This window comes from Micromonospora sp. NPDC093243 (assembly GCF_044753725.1).
GTDB lineage: Bacteria > Actinomycetota > Actinomycetes > Mycobacteriales > Micromonosporaceae > Micromonospora.
Genome location: NZ_JBIVNT010000002.1, coordinates 76837 through 93400 on the forward strand (window position 1 = coordinate 76837; position 16564 = coordinate 93400).

The 16564-nt window shown below is 73.6% G+C and carries 18 protein-coding genes and 2 tRNA genes; 11 read left to right on the plus strand and 9 right to left on the minus strand.

Going from position 1 to position 16564, the window contains the following annotated elements; all coding sequences use genetic code 11:
- Positions 1-83: 83 nt before the first annotated feature.
- From ACIP9D_RS05055 to ACIP9D_RS05070, 4 genes are all read left to right on the plus strand, one after another.
- Positions 84-157: transfer RNA gene (locus tag ACIP9D_RS05055), tRNA-Ile, on the plus strand.
- A 42-nt stretch (positions 158-199) separates the two neighbouring features.
- The gene (locus tag ACIP9D_RS05060) at positions 200-328 is read left to right on the plus strand and encodes a DLW-39 family protein (RefSeq protein ID WP_231928447.1); all 129 of its coding nucleotides are present in this window, start codon (positions 200-202) and stop codon (positions 326-328) included.
- 45 nt (positions 329-373) lie between these two features.
- Positions 374-449, plus strand: a tRNA-Ala gene (locus ACIP9D_RS05065).
- A gap of 311 nt (positions 450-760) precedes the next feature.
- The gene (locus ACIP9D_RS05070; protein ID WP_350868662.1) at positions 761-1282 is read left to right on the plus strand and encodes a hypothetical protein; all 522 of its coding nucleotides are present in this window, start codon (positions 761-763) and stop codon (positions 1280-1282) included.
- Positions 1283-1325: 43 nt separating this feature from the next.
- On the opposite strand, the gene ACIP9D_RS05075 is transcribed toward ACIP9D_RS05070, so the two are convergent.
- The 4 genes from ACIP9D_RS05075 to ACIP9D_RS05090 all read right to left on the minus strand — a co-directional run bounded on the left by ACIP9D_RS05075 (position 1326) and on the right by ACIP9D_RS05090 (position 4393).
- A complete protein-coding gene (locus tag ACIP9D_RS05075) occupies positions 1326-2294 on the minus strand; it encodes a hypothetical protein (protein ID WP_350868661.1) in 969 nt (322 codons plus the stop codon).
- A 104-nt stretch (positions 2295-2398) separates the two neighbouring features.
- Complete coding sequence (locus ACIP9D_RS05080; protein ID WP_350868659.1) at positions 2399-2653, minus strand: hypothetical protein; 255 nt, start codon at positions 2651-2653, stop codon at positions 2399-2401.
- Between the two features lie 51 nt (positions 2654-2704).
- On the minus strand, positions 2705-3739 hold the full coding sequence (locus ACIP9D_RS05085; RefSeq protein ID WP_350868657.1) for a questin oxidase family protein: 1035 nt from the start codon (positions 3737-3739) through the stop codon (positions 2705-2707).
- A 63-nt stretch (positions 3740-3802) separates the two neighbouring features.
- Positions 3803-4393 (minus strand): HAD family phosphatase, encoded by a 591-nt coding sequence (locus ACIP9D_RS05090; protein ID WP_350868655.1) that lies wholly within the window; start codon positions 4391-4393, stop codon positions 3803-3805.
- Between the two features lie 94 nt (positions 4394-4487).
- On the opposite strand from ACIP9D_RS05090, the gene ACIP9D_RS05095 reads away from it, so the two are divergent.
- Complete coding sequence (locus tag ACIP9D_RS05095; protein WP_350868653.1) at positions 4488-4907, plus strand: CBS domain-containing protein; 420 nt, start codon at positions 4488-4490, stop codon at positions 4905-4907.
- Between the two features lie 141 nt (positions 4908-5048).
- Here the strand turns inward: ACIP9D_RS05095 and ACIP9D_RS05100 are convergent, their stop codons facing one another.
- The gene (locus ACIP9D_RS05100) at positions 5049-5849 is read right to left on the minus strand and encodes an MBL fold metallo-hydrolase (RefSeq protein WP_350868651.1); all 801 of its coding nucleotides are present in this window, start codon (positions 5847-5849) and stop codon (positions 5049-5051) included.
- A 60-nt stretch (positions 5850-5909) separates the two neighbouring features.
- Positions 5910-10373, minus strand: coding sequence for a cation-translocating P-type ATPase (locus ACIP9D_RS05105; protein WP_350868650.1), 4464 nt, complete (start codon positions 10371-10373; stop codon positions 5910-5912).
- Positions 10374-10589: 216 nt separating this feature from the next.
- Between ACIP9D_RS05105 and ACIP9D_RS05110 the strand changes: the two genes are divergently transcribed.
- The 6 genes from ACIP9D_RS05110 (at position 10590) to ACIP9D_RS05135 (ending at position 14837) form a co-directional block, all read left to right on the plus strand.
- Complete coding sequence (locus ACIP9D_RS05110; RefSeq protein WP_350868648.1) at positions 10590-10850, plus strand: hypothetical protein; 261 nt, start codon at positions 10590-10592, stop codon at positions 10848-10850.
- A gap of 103 nt (positions 10851-10953) precedes the next feature.
- Positions 10954-12324, plus strand: a complete 1371-nt coding sequence (locus tag ACIP9D_RS05115) for an MFS transporter (RefSeq protein WP_350868647.1) — start codon at positions 10954-10956, stop codon at positions 12322-12324.
- An 82-nt stretch (positions 12325-12406) separates the two neighbouring features.
- Positions 12407-13057, plus strand: coding sequence for a GAP family protein (locus tag ACIP9D_RS05120; RefSeq protein WP_350868645.1), 651 nt, complete (start codon positions 12407-12409; stop codon positions 13055-13057).
- A gap of 110 nt (positions 13058-13167) precedes the next feature.
- A complete protein-coding gene (locus ACIP9D_RS05125; RefSeq protein ID WP_350868644.1) occupies positions 13168-13953 on the plus strand; it encodes an NAD(P)H-binding protein in 786 nt (261 codons plus the stop codon).
- A gap of 37 nt (positions 13954-13990) precedes the next feature.
- Positions 13991-14185: a hypothetical protein gene (locus ACIP9D_RS05130; protein ID WP_350868643.1), complete on the plus strand. Its 195-nt coding sequence runs from the start codon at positions 13991-13993 to the stop codon at positions 14183-14185.
- Positions 14186-14288: 103 nt separating this feature from the next.
- Positions 14289-14837, plus strand: a complete 549-nt coding sequence (locus tag ACIP9D_RS05135; RefSeq protein ID WP_350868642.1) for a YbaK/EbsC family protein — start codon at positions 14289-14291, stop codon at positions 14835-14837.
- A gap of 117 nt (positions 14838-14954) precedes the next feature.
- Here ACIP9D_RS05135 and ACIP9D_RS05140 read toward each other — a convergent pair whose 3' ends face one another.
- From ACIP9D_RS05140 to ACIP9D_RS05150, 3 genes are all read right to left on the minus strand, one after another.
- Positions 14955-15590, minus strand: coding sequence for a DsbA family oxidoreductase (locus tag ACIP9D_RS05140; RefSeq protein WP_350868641.1), 636 nt, complete (start codon positions 15588-15590; stop codon positions 14955-14957).
- Positions 15591-15610: 20 nt separating this feature from the next.
- Positions 15611-16039 (minus strand): SufE family protein, encoded by a 429-nt coding sequence (locus ACIP9D_RS05145; RefSeq protein ID WP_350868639.1) that lies wholly within the window; start codon positions 16037-16039, stop codon positions 15611-15613.
- Between the two features lie 65 nt (positions 16040-16104).
- Entirely contained in the window at positions 16105-16530 is a 426-nt protein-coding gene (locus tag ACIP9D_RS05150) for a CBS domain-containing protein (protein WP_350868637.1), read from the minus strand.
- Positions 16531-16564: the final 34 nt, after the last annotated feature.

The following is a 16564-nucleotide window of genomic DNA, read 5'->3' on the forward strand; positions in this document are numbered from 1 at the left end:
CGACATCGCGACGGCGCCGCGCGGGCCCCGACCCCGATTTGGGGCGGCAAGCGCGGATGGGTTAACCTTGCTCGTCGCAACGCGGGGCTATAGCTCAGTCGGTTAGAGCGCAGAGCTGATAACTCTGAGGTCGCTGGTTCGATTCCAGCTAGCCCCACCGCACGTCATCCGACGGCAGCCGAGCGCAAGGGGTCGCCCCATGTTCAAGAAGCTTCTGATTCTCGCCGGCGTTGTCGGCGTGGCCGCCGTCGTGGCCAAGAAGGTCAAGGCTTCCAACGACGAGCGCGCCCTCTGGCACGAGGCCACCACCGCGCCCGACCTGCGCTGAGGCCCACGCCTCAGCCGCCAGTGACCAGGCGGCACCGCCGCCCTCGGGGCCCTAGCTCAACTGGCAGAGCACTGCCTTTGCAAGGCAGGGGTTAGGGGTTCAAGTCCCCTGGGCTCCACCAAGTCCCGTGCAGGTTTCGGGGCATTCTCTCCAGCCGGATCCGCTGCGATCGATCGGCACCCCGCGACGTGTTTCCGACCTCGCGAGGAGCGACCACGGCTTGAATTCGACACGTCCAGCCCGCAGGACATTTTCACGACCACCGGGGTTCTCATCGGCCTACCGCTGCTCGTGGCGTGGGAAATCGCGTTACCGCTGGCAGGGTGGTCCTACTACCGCCGCACCCGTCGCCGTCCGCTGAGGGTTCGCCGGGGGCAGGGCGGGTAGACGCGGTACGTCGTACCCGACCGCGATCCGAGCCGAGGTGATCACATGTCGCGTGCCCGCGGTGCCGGTCGTGCCAAATCGGGTCGTGCCCCCGGCCGCCTGCCCAGCCTGACGAACGGTCTGCTGGCCGGTGCCGCCGCCACGCTCGCTCGCGAGCTGGTCAGCTCCCTGGACATGGTGGTCCGGGCTCGGCCGTACAGCGACACCCATCAGCGGATGGTGCGACGGATGGCCGGTGGGCTGCACGTGAGCCTCGGGACGGGCGAGCGTGCGGCGAACCGGCTGGGTGGCCTCGGACCCGTACTTGGCTTCGTCAACGGGGTACTGACCGTCACGCTCGTCGCGCTCGCCACCCGGCAGTGGCGCCCACCACTGCCGGTGAAGGCAGCACTGGTCGGGGCCGGCGGCATGCTGGTCGCCGACGCCCCGATGGCGGCGCTCGGGGTTGCCAGCCCGCGCCGCTGGGGGATGCAGGGCTGGTTCGAGGACGGCCCGCCCTACGTCGCCTACAGCCTGGTCGCGGTCGCCGCGCTGGACCGGCTGGAGCGGGGTTGCGGGCGGCGGTGACGGGGGCTGCCCGGTCGGGGGGCCGCACGTGGAGCGGGCGCGGTCACGGCGCCGCCGGTGGAGCGCGCGGCGGAAGGAACTGCCCGCGCGCCGCGACCATGATCGACCGCACGGCGATGCCGCCGATCAGCGCCGAGACCGCCCCCAGCACGAGGTACGTGTAGACGCGCTGACCCGGCGGTTCGCCGCCGGTGATCCAGTGCAGGGCGGTCGTCGCCACCGCCGCCCAGGGGAACGTCAGCGCCCAGAGGCTCGGGGCGAAGTTCAGCCGCAGGTAGAGCGGGAGCAGGCGGATCTGCGCGAGGACCAGCAGCAGCCCGTATCCGGAGACCAGCGCCACCCAGATGTCGATCCGGCCGCCGTTGCGGGCGAGGAGCGCGAGCACGGCCAGGGCGGAGGGGGCCACCTCGATCGCGAGGGTCGGTACGAGCGACGCCGGCAGCGGTGGCCGGATGAACAGCCGGTTCAGGATCAGCGAGCCGAGCACGAGCCAGCAGACGAACCCGAGCCCGAGCATGATGTCCGCCAGGGTGCGCTGCCCGACGGCGGACGCGGCGGCCGAGGCGATGAAACCGCCGGCCACGGTCGGCAGGAAATAGCCGGGGTGGATCTGGTCGATGTCGATCCGGCCGTAGATCCACTGCCCGGTTATCCAACCGCCGAAGACGAGTGTGAGCACCAGGAACACGTCGACGAGAACCCGCCCGACGCCCAGGTGGTACGGAACGACACCCTGCACGACGAGCAGCATCGGGGTGATGACGGCGAGCGAGACGAACGCGCCGGCGACCGGATCCACCAGGTCGCCGACGAGGGCCCTCGGTCTGGGCAGCGCGTACGCCGCGTACGCCGCCACCACGGCGAGCCAGGCCAGCGCGGCGAGCGCCAACAGGGCGTTGCCGATCCACGTCGGCACGTCGCCGTCGCGTCCGGCCACGAGCCAGGTGATGCTCAGGCCGGCGAGGCCGAAGGGGATGCTGAAGAAGTTCGCCGGAATCCGGACGGCGGCCACCTGACACCTCCGCTGGCAGGACGGTCCCGCTCGGGCGATCCGGGTTCCATCATGCCCAGCGCCCGATTCACCGCGTGGTCGATTCCATCAACCCGTCGACGGCCCTATTTCGTGCGCTCGGGGTGCATCTCGCCCCGGCTGACCGGGCGACCGGGGACGTTGATGCACAACTGTCCCGGCTCCGCACCGCACACCGGGCAGGGGCGGTAGGACTCGACCGGCCCGGGATCGAGGCCCCGCGCCAGGGCGGCTCGGACGATCTCGTCGGCCGCGTGGTGCAGCTCAAGGTCGCGATATCTCACCGCAGCCCGGTGGATTCGCTGGAGCGCGTTTCGCGCCAGCTCCGATGGGTCGGTCATCCGACCGACCTTCCCGCTCTGCTCGCCGTGACACGCCCCCCGGGCTCGTCGTCAGTCGGCGACGATCTCCCGGGTCGACTGGGCGGCGGTGGCTAGGATCCCGGGATCGCCGCCGCGGTCGTACGTGTCGATCGCGGCGTCGGCGAACTTGATCGCGTGGGGATCGCCGGACGCGGCCGCCTGCCGCATGACCTCGTCGGTGGCCAGGGTGGGCCGAGCGGGCGGGGCGGGGCGCGCCTCGGCGGGTGCGTAGGCGGCGGTGACCGCGGCCGCCGCGGCCCAGGCGGCGTCGAGGCTCGGTGCCCAGAGCCGGCTCGGCAGAGCGGGCAGGGTCCGCAGGACGGCGTTCGGGGCGGTGGCCGCGTGCACGAGCATCACCGGGCTCGCGTATCCGTGGGTGCCGTGCCGGGCGACGGCGGCGTCCACCACGGCGGCGAGCCGGGCCGGCACGCCATCGGCTACGGCGCCGGGCACCGCGCCGGACGCCGCTGGCCAGTCGGGCAGGTCGGCCAGCTGGGCGAGGCGGGCACGGATGCCGAAACGCTGGTCCGGCACCCGGGGTACCGCGTCCAGGGCGGATCGCGGATCGGTCGCCGGATAGGGGCCGACGCCGGGCGGCGCGAGGGGTTGCCACCGAGCCGCCCAGTAGGCCAGCCCCTGGCCGAGCTCGTCGACACGCGGGCCGCTCTCCTCGTCCAGCAGCGCGCGTACGGCGTGGCCGACCCGGATCACCCCGTGGGTGGCGCCGGCCGCGATGCCCGGCAAGAGGCGCGGCCACCACCGTACGAGAACCTCGCGCCAGTGCTCGTCGGCCAGCTCACGCTCGAAGTAGTTGAGCCAGTCGCCGGTGCGCAGCGGATCGCCGAGCGGGTCACGCCACTCGTCGGTGGGGATGGGCCGGATGCCCCGCGGTCGTTCGTCGAGCCGGTCCGCGTACGCGTCGAGCCACCGGTGGACCGTCTGCTCGTGACCGTGGTGGACCAGCGCCTCGACCGCCATCGGAGCGTGGTTGGACAACCAGCCGTTCCGCTCCGGGCCGCTGTGCCGCACCCGTTCGTACGCCTCGTCCAGGGTTGAGCCTGTCATGTGGACAAGCCTGCAAGGTGAAGCTGGGTTCAGGTCAACCGCGCAGGGGCGCGCGATCCCCGATCAGGCGCGGCGAGGCTGTGGCACCCGTACGGCGGCCATGCCCGCCGCCGTCGCGGCCTGGATGCCCAGGTCGGTGTCCTCGAAGACGAGGCACGCGGACGGCTCCACGTCGAGGAGCCGCGCGGCGAGCAGGAAGGCTTCCGGGTCGGGCTTGGCCTTCGCGTAGTCCTCAGCGCAGACCAGCACGTCGAACTTCTCCAGCAGGTCGAGCGTGTCGAGGGAGGCGGTGACGGATTCCCGGGTGCTGCCGGAGACCACGGCGATGGGGAGCCGCTGATGGGCGTCGTGGATGTGTCGCAGGACGTCGGGGACGGCGGTGAGCTGCGGCAGCAGCCGCAGGTAGTGGTCCTCCCTGCGGCGGGTGACGGCCTCGATCGGCATCGCCAGACCCTGCTGCTCGTTGAGCGTGACGATGATGTCGGCCACCGGCCTGCCGCCCCAGGCGTAGAAGAGCTCCTCCGGGAAGACGCACTTCCACTCGTCGAGGGCCTGCTTCCAGGCCAGGTAGTGCAGCGGCATGGAGTCGGCGATGGTGCCGTCACAGTCGAAGAGGTAAGCCTGGAAGTCGCCCGAGGGCAGGGGCAGGGTCACCGCAGGAGCCTATAGCGCGTGCGGTGCGGCATGACCAGCGCGCGCGAGGGTAGGAGGAACGGCAACAACCCCCCGTAAGTGAGGTGTTACGCCAATGCCGACCGCACGCGAGATCATGACGAACGACGTGACCTGCATCAGCGAGCAGGACGACCTGAAGACGGCTGCCAAGCGGATGGCCGAGCTGGGGGTCGGCTCCCTGCCGATCTGCGGCTCCGACAACCGGCTCAAGGGCATGCTGACCGACCGCGACATCGTGGTGAAGGTGCTGGCCGAGGGCCGTGACCCGAGCAACGTGACCGCGGGCGAACTGGCCCAGGGCGAGGCGGTGACCATCGGCGCCGACGACGACGCGGCCGAGATCCTGCGGACCATGGGGCAGCACAAGGTACGCCGGCTGCCGGTGATCGACGGCCACCAGCTCGTCGGCATCGTGGCCGTTGCCGACGTGGCCCGCTCGCTGCCGGAGCGCCCGGTGGGAGACCTCATCGAGGCCATCTCCGAGCGCGGCTGACCTCCGCACCACCCACCGATCGCCGCCGCCCGTCGGGGAGGCGGCGATCGCCGTCGCGTCGGCGGGCGTGCGCGATGTCCCGGCCCGGCGCGGAGGGCGGGAGCTGTCGTACCGCCCACTTCGGACGGCGGCGTCCCGGCCTCAGCCGGCCGACACGAGCGGGACGGTCTCGCCCCGGGCGATGGTGCGTACCTGGCGGGCAAGGCCCCGCCGGCGGACCTCCTCCACGAAGTGCGCCAGCGGCGAGCGGAAGACCCGGTAGTCGTCGTAGTGGATGGGCACCGTCAGCTTCGGGCGGACCAGCTCGACCAGGTCGGCGCCCTGTCGAGCGTCCATGGTCAGCAGGATTCCGGCGACCTTCGTGCCGCCGAGGTGGATGAGCATCGCGTCGATGTCCGGGTACCGCTCGGGGATGGCGGCGAGCTGCGGCCGGTTCAGGGTGTCGCCGGTGACGTAGAGGCGGAACTGCCGGGTGCCGTCGCGGAACAGTTCGAGCATGGTCCCCATCACGTCCGGGAGTAGCTGATCCACGAGGCCGGGGCCGTGCTGACCGGGCATCGAGGTCAACCGCAGCGTCTCGCCGTCGCGGCGCAGCTCGTGCGAGCGCCAGGTGGACAGCCCCAGCGCGCCGTGGAACCCCCACCGAATCAGCTTCTGTTGCGCCGACGGCGTGGTGACGATCGGCAGTTCCCGGTCCAGCTCCCGGCGGGCCACCCGGTCGAAGTGGTCACCGTGCAGGTGGGAGAGGACCACGGCGTCCAGCGCCGGCAGGTCGGCGATCCTCAGCGCCGGGTCGGTACGCCGCCGCGACCACATTCCCTTACCCAGGTAGGCCCGCTGCCCCCGATGCAGGAAGTTCGGGTCGGTGAGCAGGGTGAACCCGCCGATCCGCAGCACCGTGGTGGCGGTCCCGACGAAGGTCACTTCCGGCTGTTCGGCCACCGCACCCACCTCCACCGACAGCCGTTACCCGCGAACCACTGCCGGCATGCGAAGCGGCGGTCACCGCTGTGGTGGGTCGGACCCGTCGTCGTCGCCATCCGGCCGGTCGCCCTCCGGCTTGATCTGAGGTAGCCGCTCCACCAGCCGGCTGAGCGCGCCGTTGGCGAACGTGGCCCCGAACGCCGATCCGGCGGCGATGCCCCAGCCCACCGGCCCGAGCGGGGTGCAGCCGAAGAACTGGCTGAGCCCCGGCGTCTGCACGACGGCGCCCAGCACTCCGAGCGACGCCGCCGTCGAGGCGAGCACCGCCGGGCTGGTGCCGCCGGCCAGCACGGTCTGGCCGAGCTGCGTGCCGACCAGCGAGACCAGCGCCACCGTGCCGGCCCGTCGGGGAGTCCCGGTGTAGCGGGCCAGCGTCCAGCCGGCCGTCGCGCCGAGCGTGGTGGCGGCGGCACGCAGCCCGATCTCCCGGGTGAGCGTCGCGCCGAGTGAGTTGTCCGGCCCCTCGCGGAGCAGGCCGTCGGTGCGGTCCGCCGCCGGTGGCCGAATCGCGATGGCCAGCGCCGGCGCCAGGTCGGTGAGCAGGTTGACCAGCAGCAGTTGCCGCCCGGTGAGCGCGGACCGGCCGGTCGCCGCGGCCGTCAGCACGCTGAACGCGATCTCGCCGAGGTTGCCGCCGACCAGGATGCTCAGCGCGTGCCGTACCGACGACCACATCGCTCGACCCTCGACCAGGGTGGCGATGATCGTCTCCAGCCGGTCGTCGGTGACCACCAGGTCGGCGGCGGCCCGGGCCGCCGGGGTGCCCCGTTGGCCGAGGGCGATGCCCACGTCGGCCAGCCGGATCGCGGGCGCGTCGTTGGCGCCGTCGCCGGTCATCGCGACGGTACGCCCGCACTTCTGCAACGCCTGGATGATCCGCACCTTGTGCGCAGGGGTGCAGCGGGCCACCACGTCGGTGTTGGCCAGCCGCTCGGCGAGGGCGTCGTCGTCGAGCTGGTCGAGTTCGGTGGCGGTGACCACCCGCTGCTCGTCGTGCTCGGTGATGGTCGCGGCGATCGCCTCGGCGGTCGCCGGGTGATCGCCGGTGATCATGATGGTGTGCACGCCGGCCTGCCGGATCCGGCGTACGGCGGGGGCGGCGCTCTCCCGGACCCCGTCGGCGAGGGCCAGGAAGCCGACGAAGCTCAGGTCGCGCACCTGGTCGTCGTTGACCGTGCGCTCGTCCACCCGGCACTCGGCGACGGCCAGGATGCGATGCCCGGCACCGGCCCGCTCGGCGAGCAGCCGGTGCAGTTCGGCGCGACCGGGGTCGTCCAGCGACTCCTCCCGCCCGTCGACGCGCCGAGTCGCGCACCGGGGCAGCACCGACTCCGGCGCGCCCTTGACGCTGAGCAGCAGTCCGTCGTCGTACTCGCCGACGGTGGCGTGGTAGCCGCGGGACGGTTCGAAGGGCAGCCCGCCGACCGGACGCCAGCTGCCCGCGCCGGTCTGCTCGACCACGCCCGAGGATCCGGCGCCGCGCCGGACCGCCCGGTCGGTCTGCTGGGCCAGCTCCTCCGGGTTCGCCGCCGAGGGGGTGGCCCGTAGCGCCGCCCCGAGGGTGAGCCGAAGTCGGTCGTCGAGCCGGTCCACCGGCTTGTACCGGCTGCCGTCGCCGTCACCGACCCCGGCGAGCAGCAACTGCCCCTCGGTGAGGGTGCCCGTCTTGTCGAAGCAGAGCACGTCCACCCGGCCGAGCGCCTCGATGGTGCGCGGATTGCGGACCAGCGCGCCGTGCTCGGCGAGCCGCCGGGCGGCGGCCAGCTGCGCGGCGCTGACCAGGAACGGCAGCCCTTCCGGCACGGAGGCCACGGCCAGGTTCGCGGCGGTCGCGGCGGTCTCCGCCAGCGGTACGCCCCGCAGCAGGCCGGCTCCGGCCACCGCCACCGCCGAGCTGGCCGCCAGCGGGATCGCCGCGCTGGTCAGCCGGCCGAGCCGGGCCTCCACGCCACCGGTCGGGGGCGCCTGCCGGGCCAACGCGAGGCTGCGTCCGGTCTCGGTGTCCGCGCCGGTCGCCACCACCACGGCCGTGCCGTGCCCGGCGGCGATCGTGGTTCCCTCGTAGAGCATGGAGTGCCGGTCCGCGACGGCGGCGGCGACCACCGGCTGGTCGGTCTTGGCGACCGGCAGCGACTCGCCGGTCAGCGAGGATTCGTCCGCCTCCAGCCCCACCGACTCGATCACCCGGCAGTCGGCCGGCACCGCGTCGCCCGGCTCCAACGTGACCACGTCGCCGGGCACCAGGTCGTCGGCGGCCAGCACCCGCTCCGCGCCGTCGCGCCGGACCCGGGCGGTGACCGCCGAGCGGGACAGCAGCTCGGCCAGGGACCGTTCCGTGTTGCGCTGGTGCACGGCGCCGATCAGCGCCGACCCGCCGACCACCCCGCCCACCAGGCCGGCGTCGACCAGCGAGCCGAACGACGCGGAGAGCACCGCGCCGGCGGCCAGCACCGGCGTGAGCGGGTTGGACAGCTCGTCCACGAACGCCCGCAGCAGGCCGCCCGAGGCCGGCGCGTCCACCCCGCCGCCGGTGCCCCGCTGCTGCGCGTCCGCGGTGCTCAGCCCGTCCGGGCTCGTGCCGAGCCGGTCGAAGACGGTCTCGACGGGCATCAGGTGCCAGGCGGTCGCCACCGGTGCCGGGGTGTCCGCCGGCTTGGGCAGCCGGCTGGCCCGCCAGACGCCGTGCCCGAAGGCCAGCGCGGCCGCGCCGTTGACCGCCAGCAGGGCCCGGTTGGGCAGTTGGGTGGGCGCGGCGGTGAACGCGCCCAGCGCACCGAGGCCGGTCCCGGCCATCGCCAGCCGGATGTTCTGCTCGGTCATCCGGCGGGCCACGCCGGCCGCCTCGATCAGCAGCGCCGTCACCCGCAGGTCCTCGCCGACCAGCAGGTGCGCTCCCCACGGCGGCAGGTCGTCGGGGCCGTAGACGCCGAGGCCGCAGTCCGACGCGCCGAGGGCCGCCCGGTCGCCGGAGACCAGCATCACCATCGCGCCGTCGCGTTGCAGCGACCGGACCGACTCGACCAACTGGTCGCCGCCGGGCAGGACCGCGTCGGCGAAGCCGTAGCGCTGCTCGTCGTCGCCCGCGACGACCAGCCGCAACCCGGCGTGGCGAGCCGCGGTGGGCAGACCGTCGACGCCCGGCGCCGGCTCCGGCTCCACCCGCAACAGGGCGGCGAGGGTGCCCCCCTCGGCGAGGCCGAGCAACTGGCCGCCGCCCGAGCGGAGCCGGGTGCTGTCGGGAGTGTCGCCCGGGTCGTCGACGTCGAGCCGGCCAAGCGGGCCGAGCCGCCAACCGTCCGCCTGGTGCAGGCGCTCCGGGTCCGCCGGGTCGAAGAGCGCGAACGCCCGCTCGGCCACCTGCCCGGTGTCCGCGCCGGGCAGCGGGGCCAGGTCGGCCAGCACCCCGCGATCCGAGCCGAGCACGGCGGCATCCAGCACCAGCGTGTCGATCCGGTCGAGTTCGCGCAGCACCCCCCGCTCCATGGCGATCACCCCGCGCCGGGCCAGGATCCGGCCCAGCTGTGCGCCGTACCCCTCACGGCCGCTGCCCGGTGCCTTGGGGAGGCTGGAGAGCCCGAGCGCGGCGGCCCGTTTCCGCCCGGCCACCGGGGCGGCGGCCGCGGCGGCGGCGGCCCCGGCGGCCAGCATGCGGATGCTGTAGCGCTCGACCGGACCGTCCGGCTTCGGGCGGGGCCGGTCGACGACCGGCCAGCGGGCGACGGCGTGTTCCGGGTCGCCGGTCAGCCGGGGCTCGGCCTCCTCCCAGACGGCGAGCTGGGCGCGGTCCTCACCCCACTGCACGATCCGCTGGGCGCTGTCGAGCACGATCCCGGCCCACCCACCGGTGAGCCCCTGCACCACCGCCTCGGCCAGCGGGAAGATCAGGTCGGCCCGGGGGTCGGCGCGCAGGCCCCGCCCGGCCAGCGCGTGCAGCCGAGGATGCAGGTCCACCGCGCCGAGCAGGCCGGCGACCTCGCCGGGCACTGGTGCGAAGGGCAGGATCCGGGTGGCCGCGGAGATGGTCAGACCCAGCGCGTCGGAGGCGAGCGCGCCGAGCGTTCGCGGGGTACGCGGACCCTCCTCGGGCGGGTGCGGCGGCGGCACCTCCGGGTCGGGCTCGTACGGGCAGGTGCGCTCGGCGCGGGCGATCGTCGCGATCAGCTCGCGCAGCTTCGGCTCGGGTGATTCGAGGGCGACGACCACCCGACCGGACGGCGCGTTCACCCGGGCCCAGGAGACGCCCGGCATCTGCTCCAGCGCCGACTCCACGTGCCGGGCCAGGGTGTCGCCGCCGTCCTGGCAGACGCCGTGCACCTCGATGTGGTGCCGACCGGGCCGGGACCAGACCCGACGCCGGGTCAGCCCGGTCATCCGGGCCAGCCGGATCGCGGTGGAGCCGACGCCGCGCGACGCCTCCTCGACCAGCCGTGGTACGCCGACCGGCGGGAGCAGCCGACCGGCGACGCCGCGCACGGACGTCATCGAGGCGTACGGCCGGACGGGTGCCGGCCTGGCTCCCCGATTCTCCTGTGCCCGCCGTGCGCCATCTCGCCTCCCACGCGTCGCGTCCAGCGGCCTGGCTTCCCGACGTACCGTCCGTTATGCCCCCCGAGCAGGGGAATTTTCCGCCGCCGACGGCGCATGAACAGGATCGGCGGTGGAAATCGACGGGCTCCGCCGTCAATGGGGAGGCCCGACATGAGCACACTGACCCGACATCTCAACGGGGGCCGCGAAACGGTCCAGATCTTCAGCCGGCGGGTGCGGATGCCGATACTGGGCGAGGTGGCGGTGCCACCCGCCGACAAAGTCGCCTATTACGCGGGGTTGGGGGTGCTCGCCGCGCTCCAGGTCATCGAGTGGCCGATCGCGCTGGTGATCACCGCCGGGCACCTCCTCGCCGACCAGCACTTCTCAGGGTTGGTGAAGGGCTTCGGCGAGGCGTTGCAGGCCGGCTGACGAGAGGCTCGTCACCGCCCGGTTGACTTCAATCCGGGTTCAGGTCGCAGGCTTGGCGAATGCTGATCGACCTGCTTTGGGCCGAACCGTCGGGTGAGCGGCGGTGACCGCCACGGACACGCCCGCGGTGGCGGCGCCGGGGCTCTTCGCCCCCCGCCTGCGCGCGATGACCGTGGGCAGCGTCGCCCTGATCTCGTTGCTCGCCTTCGAGGCGCTGGCGGTCGGTACGGCGATGCCGACCGTGGCCCGCAGCCTCGACGGGTTCGCCCTGTACGGGTTGGCCTTCGGTGGCTCGTTCGCCGCCGGCGTCCTGGCCATGGTGCTCTCGGGCATCTGGTGCGACGCCCGGGGGCCGCGCTCGCCGATGTGGCACGGGCTGGTCTGGTTCGTGGCCGGCCTGGTCATCGCGGGCACCGCGCCGGTGATGGGGATGCTGGTCGTCGGCCGGGTGGTGCAGGGCTTCGGCTCCGGACTGCTGTCGGTGGCGCTGTACGTGATCGTCGCCCAGGCGTACCCGGAGGAGCTGCACCGGCGGATCTTCGCCGCCTTCGCCGCCGCGTGGGTTGTGCCGTCGCTGGTCGGGCCGGCGGTGGCCGGCCTCATCGTGGAGCACCTGGGCTGGCGTTGGGTGTTCCTGGCGGTGCCGGCGGTGGCCGTGCCGGCCGGGCTGCTCATCCATCCGGGCCTGCGTTCGATCGCCCGGACCGCGGCGACCGGCGTGCCGGCGGGCGCGATGGCGCGGATCGGCTGGGCCTGTGGGGCGGGTGCCAGCGCCGCACTGCTGCACATCGGGGGTCAGCAGCGCGGCGCGAGCGCCGCGGTGGTCACCGCGGTCGCGATTGTCGGGCTGCTGCTCTGCGCGCCGCGACTGCTGCCGGCCGGGTTCCTCCGCGCGGCCCGTGGGCTGCCCACCGTCATCGGGCTGCGTGGCCTGGCGTCGGCTGCCTTCGTCGGGGCGGAGGTGGTGATCCCGCTGATGCTCTCCCGGGAACGCGGCCTCTCGCCGACCGCGGCCGGGTTGGTCCTCACCGTCGGGGCGGTGGCCTGGTCGGCGGGTTCCTGGGTGCAGGGCCGGATCCCGGCGCCGGCCTCCCGGGCCACCCTGCCCCGCGTCGGGTTGGCGTGCATCACGGCCGGCATCGGCACGTTCACGCTCGCCGTCGCGCCCGGGGTACCGGTCGCGGTCGGTGTGTTCGGCTGGGCGGTCGCCGGGATGGGCATGGGACTGCTCTACCCCTCGCTGTCGGTGCTCACCCTGGAGCTGTCCGCCCCGGGTGAGCAGGGCCGCAACAGCTCGTCGCTGCAACTGGGCGACTCGCTCTTCGCGGCGACCGTGCTGGCGCTGACCGGTGCGGTGCTCGCTGCGGGGGCGGCACCCGGCCCGGGCAGCTACCTGACGACGCTCGCGGTGGCCGCCGGCCTCGCGCTGCTCGGCGCCGCGCTGGCCGGCCGGGTCGTACCCGTCGCCCGCTGACCCGGGCGGTGAGGCGCGGGGCAGCGGTGATCCCGGCGAACCGGCGCTGGGCCGCCCGCCGGGCCGGGAGGATGGGCGGGCGATGAACTTCCTGACCATCCTGCCGCTGGCCGTGGTGATGGTCGCCGGGACGCAACTGGTCACGGCGGTGTTGCTCGCCTCGGCCGACCGGCCACGCGCCGCCTCGCTCGGGTATCTGGGCGGGGCGGGGGCGGTGGTCACCGTCGGGGTGACGGTGAGCTGGGTGGTCACCAGGGTGTTGCGCGGCCCGACCGGGGACGCGGAGGCCGACGCGAGCCGGTTCGAGCGGACCGCGAGCCGGATCGACTGGGCGGTGCTGGCGCTGCTGGTCGTGCTGGCGGTGATCGTCTACCTGCGCCGGCACGAGACCGGCCCGCCGCGGTGGATGCGGCGGCTGCGGCACGCCGGTCCGCGGGACGCCGCGCGGTACGCGGCGGTACTCATCGCCACCTCGCCGAGCGACGACCTCACCATGGCGGCGGTCGGCGCGAGCGCTGCCCGGCACAGTCTGGCGTGGTGGCACCTGCTGCCGTTCATCCTGCTGACCCTCGTGCTGCTCGCCCTGCCGCTGCTCGTCCTGCTGCTGGCCGGCGGCCGAGCCGGTAGGGCGTTGCCCCGGATCCGGGACTGGGCCGACGAGCACGCGTGGGTGGTCAGCGAGGTCGTGATCGCGTTCTTCGCGCTGGTGACGGCGATGGATCTGCTGCGCTGAGGCGAGCGGGTGGTGACCCGCCGGCGCGAACCGGTCACCTCCGGTCGGGCGACGTCGTCAGGACGGCGGGCCGGTGGGAACTGGGAGTCGAGCCTGACGAGGAGGACGAGATGAGGGTGCTGGTGACCGGGGCCGGGGGCCGCCTCGGCCGAGAGGTGCTGCCGCGGCTGATCGAGGACGGCATCGCCGTACGGGCGACGAGCCGGCGACCGCGTACCGATCCGGTGGTGGAGTGGGTGGTGACCGACCTGGCCACCGGTGCGGGGCTGCCCGAGGCGGTGGCCGGGGTCGACGCCGTTCTGCACCTGGCGTCGGCCTCGGACCAGGGGCGGCGTACGTATCAGGTGGACGTGCTGGGCACCCGGCGGCTCGTGGTGGCCGCCGGAGAGGCCGGGGTGCGGCACCTGGTCTTCATCTCCATCGTCGGGGTGGACCGGGTGCCCTTCTCGTACTACCGGCACAAGCTCGCCGCCGAGCAGGTGGTCGCGGCCGGTCCGGTGCCGTGGTCGGTGCTGCGGGCCACCCAGTTCCCGGAGTTCCTCGAAGGTCTGTTGACCACGATGAGCCGGCTGGGCCCGACGATCGCGGACCGCGCGGTCCTCGCCCAGCCGGTGGACCCGGGTGAGGTGGCGGCCCGGCTCGCGGCCCGGCTGGTCGCGGGGCCGCTGCGCGGGATCGAGGAGTACGGCGGGCCGGAGGTGCTCCGCGTCGACGAGGCGGCACGCGCCTGGCGGGCCGCCCGGCGTTCGCGTCGGCCGCTGCTGCCGGTGTGGGTCCCGGGGAAGCTCGGTCGCGCGCTGCGGGCCGGCGGGCTGGTCACCGAGGCGCTGCCCCGGGGCACCCGGACCTGGGCGGACCACCTGGCGGACACGTACGGGGGAACCGACCGGAGATGAGAAGAATCCCCGTTCACGTTCGGCCTAGCGTGACGGCATGTTCGCTGTCGTCACCGCTGTCATCCTTTACTGCTTCGGCTTCGTCTTCCTCTACGGCGTGATCCGGCTCGCCGTCCGGCACGGCATGGAGGACCTGGAGGTTCGCCGCGCTCAGGCGCTGCGGGCCGAGGAACTGGCCACCAACCGGGACCGCACCTTCATGAAGGAAAATGCCTTCCTCGCCGGCAGCTGAGCCGCGCTCGGCGCCGCACGGCCGGGCCCGAGCCGCACCGTCGGGGCGTTCCGGCGCTTCGGGTGGGCGGGGCGGGGTCGCGGGTGCGAGGATCGCACCCGTGATGGGGACGCTGAAGACCGAACCCGCCCGGACCCGCCTCGACCTGCTCGCTCCGCCGGTCGCCGCGGCGCTCGCGGAGTGGCCCGCCGACGCGCCAGTGGACGTGGACGACGTGCTGGTCGCGCCGATCGACGCCGACCTCGCCGACACCGCCGCGTTCTGCGCGGCCTACGAGGTGGGGCTGGACGTCTCGGCCAACTGTGTGGTGGTGGCCGGCAAGCGCGAGGGCGTCGTCCGCTACGCGGCCTGCGTCATCCTCGCCACCACCCGGGCCGACGTGAACGGGGTGGCCCGCCGGGCGCTCGACGTGCGGAAGGCCAGCTTCGCGCCGATGGCCGATGCGGTCGAGCTGACCGGCATGGAGTACGGCGGGATCACCCCCATCGGCCTGCCGGCGCAGTGGCCGATCCTGGTCGACTCCCGGGTGATCGCCATGCCACACGTGATCATCGGTTCGGGGGTGCGGCACAGCAAGATCGCCCTGCCCGGGCCGGCGGTGGGTGCGCTCCCCGGTGCCCAGGTGATCGAGAATCTGGCCCGTCCGGCCTGATCGGCCGGACGGTCACCGACCGACCCGGCCACTCGTCGACATCGATACCGTTGCACGTGAAACATCACAGGTGTCGATCTACCGGCGGGGTCGGGGCTGGTCAGCCCGGGTGGCCGGTCAGCCGGCCGCGGATTCCCGGCGCTCGACCTCGGCGAACGCGGCGAGCAGCGTGGCGGTGTCCTGGGCGCCCTGGATCGCGTACTTGCCGGCGAGCACGAATGTCGGCACGCTGCTGACCCCGAGGTCGCGGGCGGCGGCCAGATCGGCGCCCACCTCCCGGGTGCCCTGGTCGGAGTCGAGGAACCGGCGCGCGTCGGCGCCGTCCAGACCGACCTGCTCGGCGAGCATGGCCAGGGCCTCGTGCGAGCCCACGTCGATCCCGTCGACGAAGTGTGCCCGGTAGAGCGCGTCGATCATCTCGCCGGCCCGGCCGCGCTCGGTGGCGTAGCGGACCAGCCGGTGGGCGTCGAAGGTGTTCGCGGCGATCGCCCGGTCGTAGTCGAGCTTGAGCCCCGCCCCCGCGGCCACCTGGGTCACTCGGCCGATCATCTGCCGGGCGGTGTCCGGGCCGCCGAACTTGGCGGCGAGCGCGTCGACCACCGGAACCGGGTCGGCCACCGGCGACGGGTCGAGCTGGAACGGGCGGTAGCGGACGGTCACCTGGCCGTCGTACGACTCCACCGCCTCGTCGAGCCGGCGCTTGCCGATGTAGCACCACGGGCAGACCACGTCGGCGTAGATCTCGATCTCCATGATCGGTGGCAACTCCCCGCTCAGTTGACTTGTTCCCGGACCTGGCGCTTGAGCCGGGCCAGGATGGCCGTGCCGCCCCGGACCCGCAACGGGCTGATCGCCTGGGCCAGCCCCATCCGCTGATAGAGGTCGTCCGGGACGGCGAGCACCTCGTCGGCGCTCGCCCCGGCCAGCCCCTCGGCCAGGATGCCGGCGAACGCCCGGGTGGTCGGCGCCTCGGGCGGGCAGTCGAAGAGCGTCTCCACCGTCTTCTCGGGTGTCACCCGGGCGCGCAGGAAGAAGGACGTCTGGCACTCCGGCACCTGCTCCATGCCCTCCCGCTCGGCCGAGCCGGGCGGCAGCGGCGGGATGACGTCGGCGTACTCCAGCAGCATCTCGAGCACCACGTCCCGGGGGGCGGCGGCGAACTCGTCGACGATCTCGGCCAACCTGGCCGGCATGGCGGACATGCGTCGAGGCTACCGCTGTTGATCACCGGCCCCCACCGGTACCGGCGGGGGCCCCGACCGTCGATTCAGACAGTCGGCGACTGTTCGCTGATCTCGCTCAACGCGGACTGCGGGTCGAGCTGCATCGCCAGGTCGCCGAGGGAGACGATGCCGACCAGCTTGCGGTCGGTGTCGCAGACCAACACCCGCCGGATGCCGCGTTCGCGCATCAATGCCGCCGCCTCGCTGGCCGTGGAGTGCTGCTCGATCATCACCACCTCGCGGGTGATGATCGAGCCGAGCGTGGTGGTGGCCGGATCGGCCCGCTCGGCCACCGCCCGGACCACGATGTCCCGGTCGGTGAGCACCCCGGCGAGGCTGGAGCCGTCGGTCACCACCACGTCGCCGATGTCGGCTTCCTTCATCACCTTGGCCGCCTCGTCCAGGGTGGTCTCCGCGGACAGGTAGACCACCTGCCTGGTCATCACGTCGCTGACCCGGTAACCGGTCATGAGAGCCTCCGAATACGCATACGCCGATCCGACT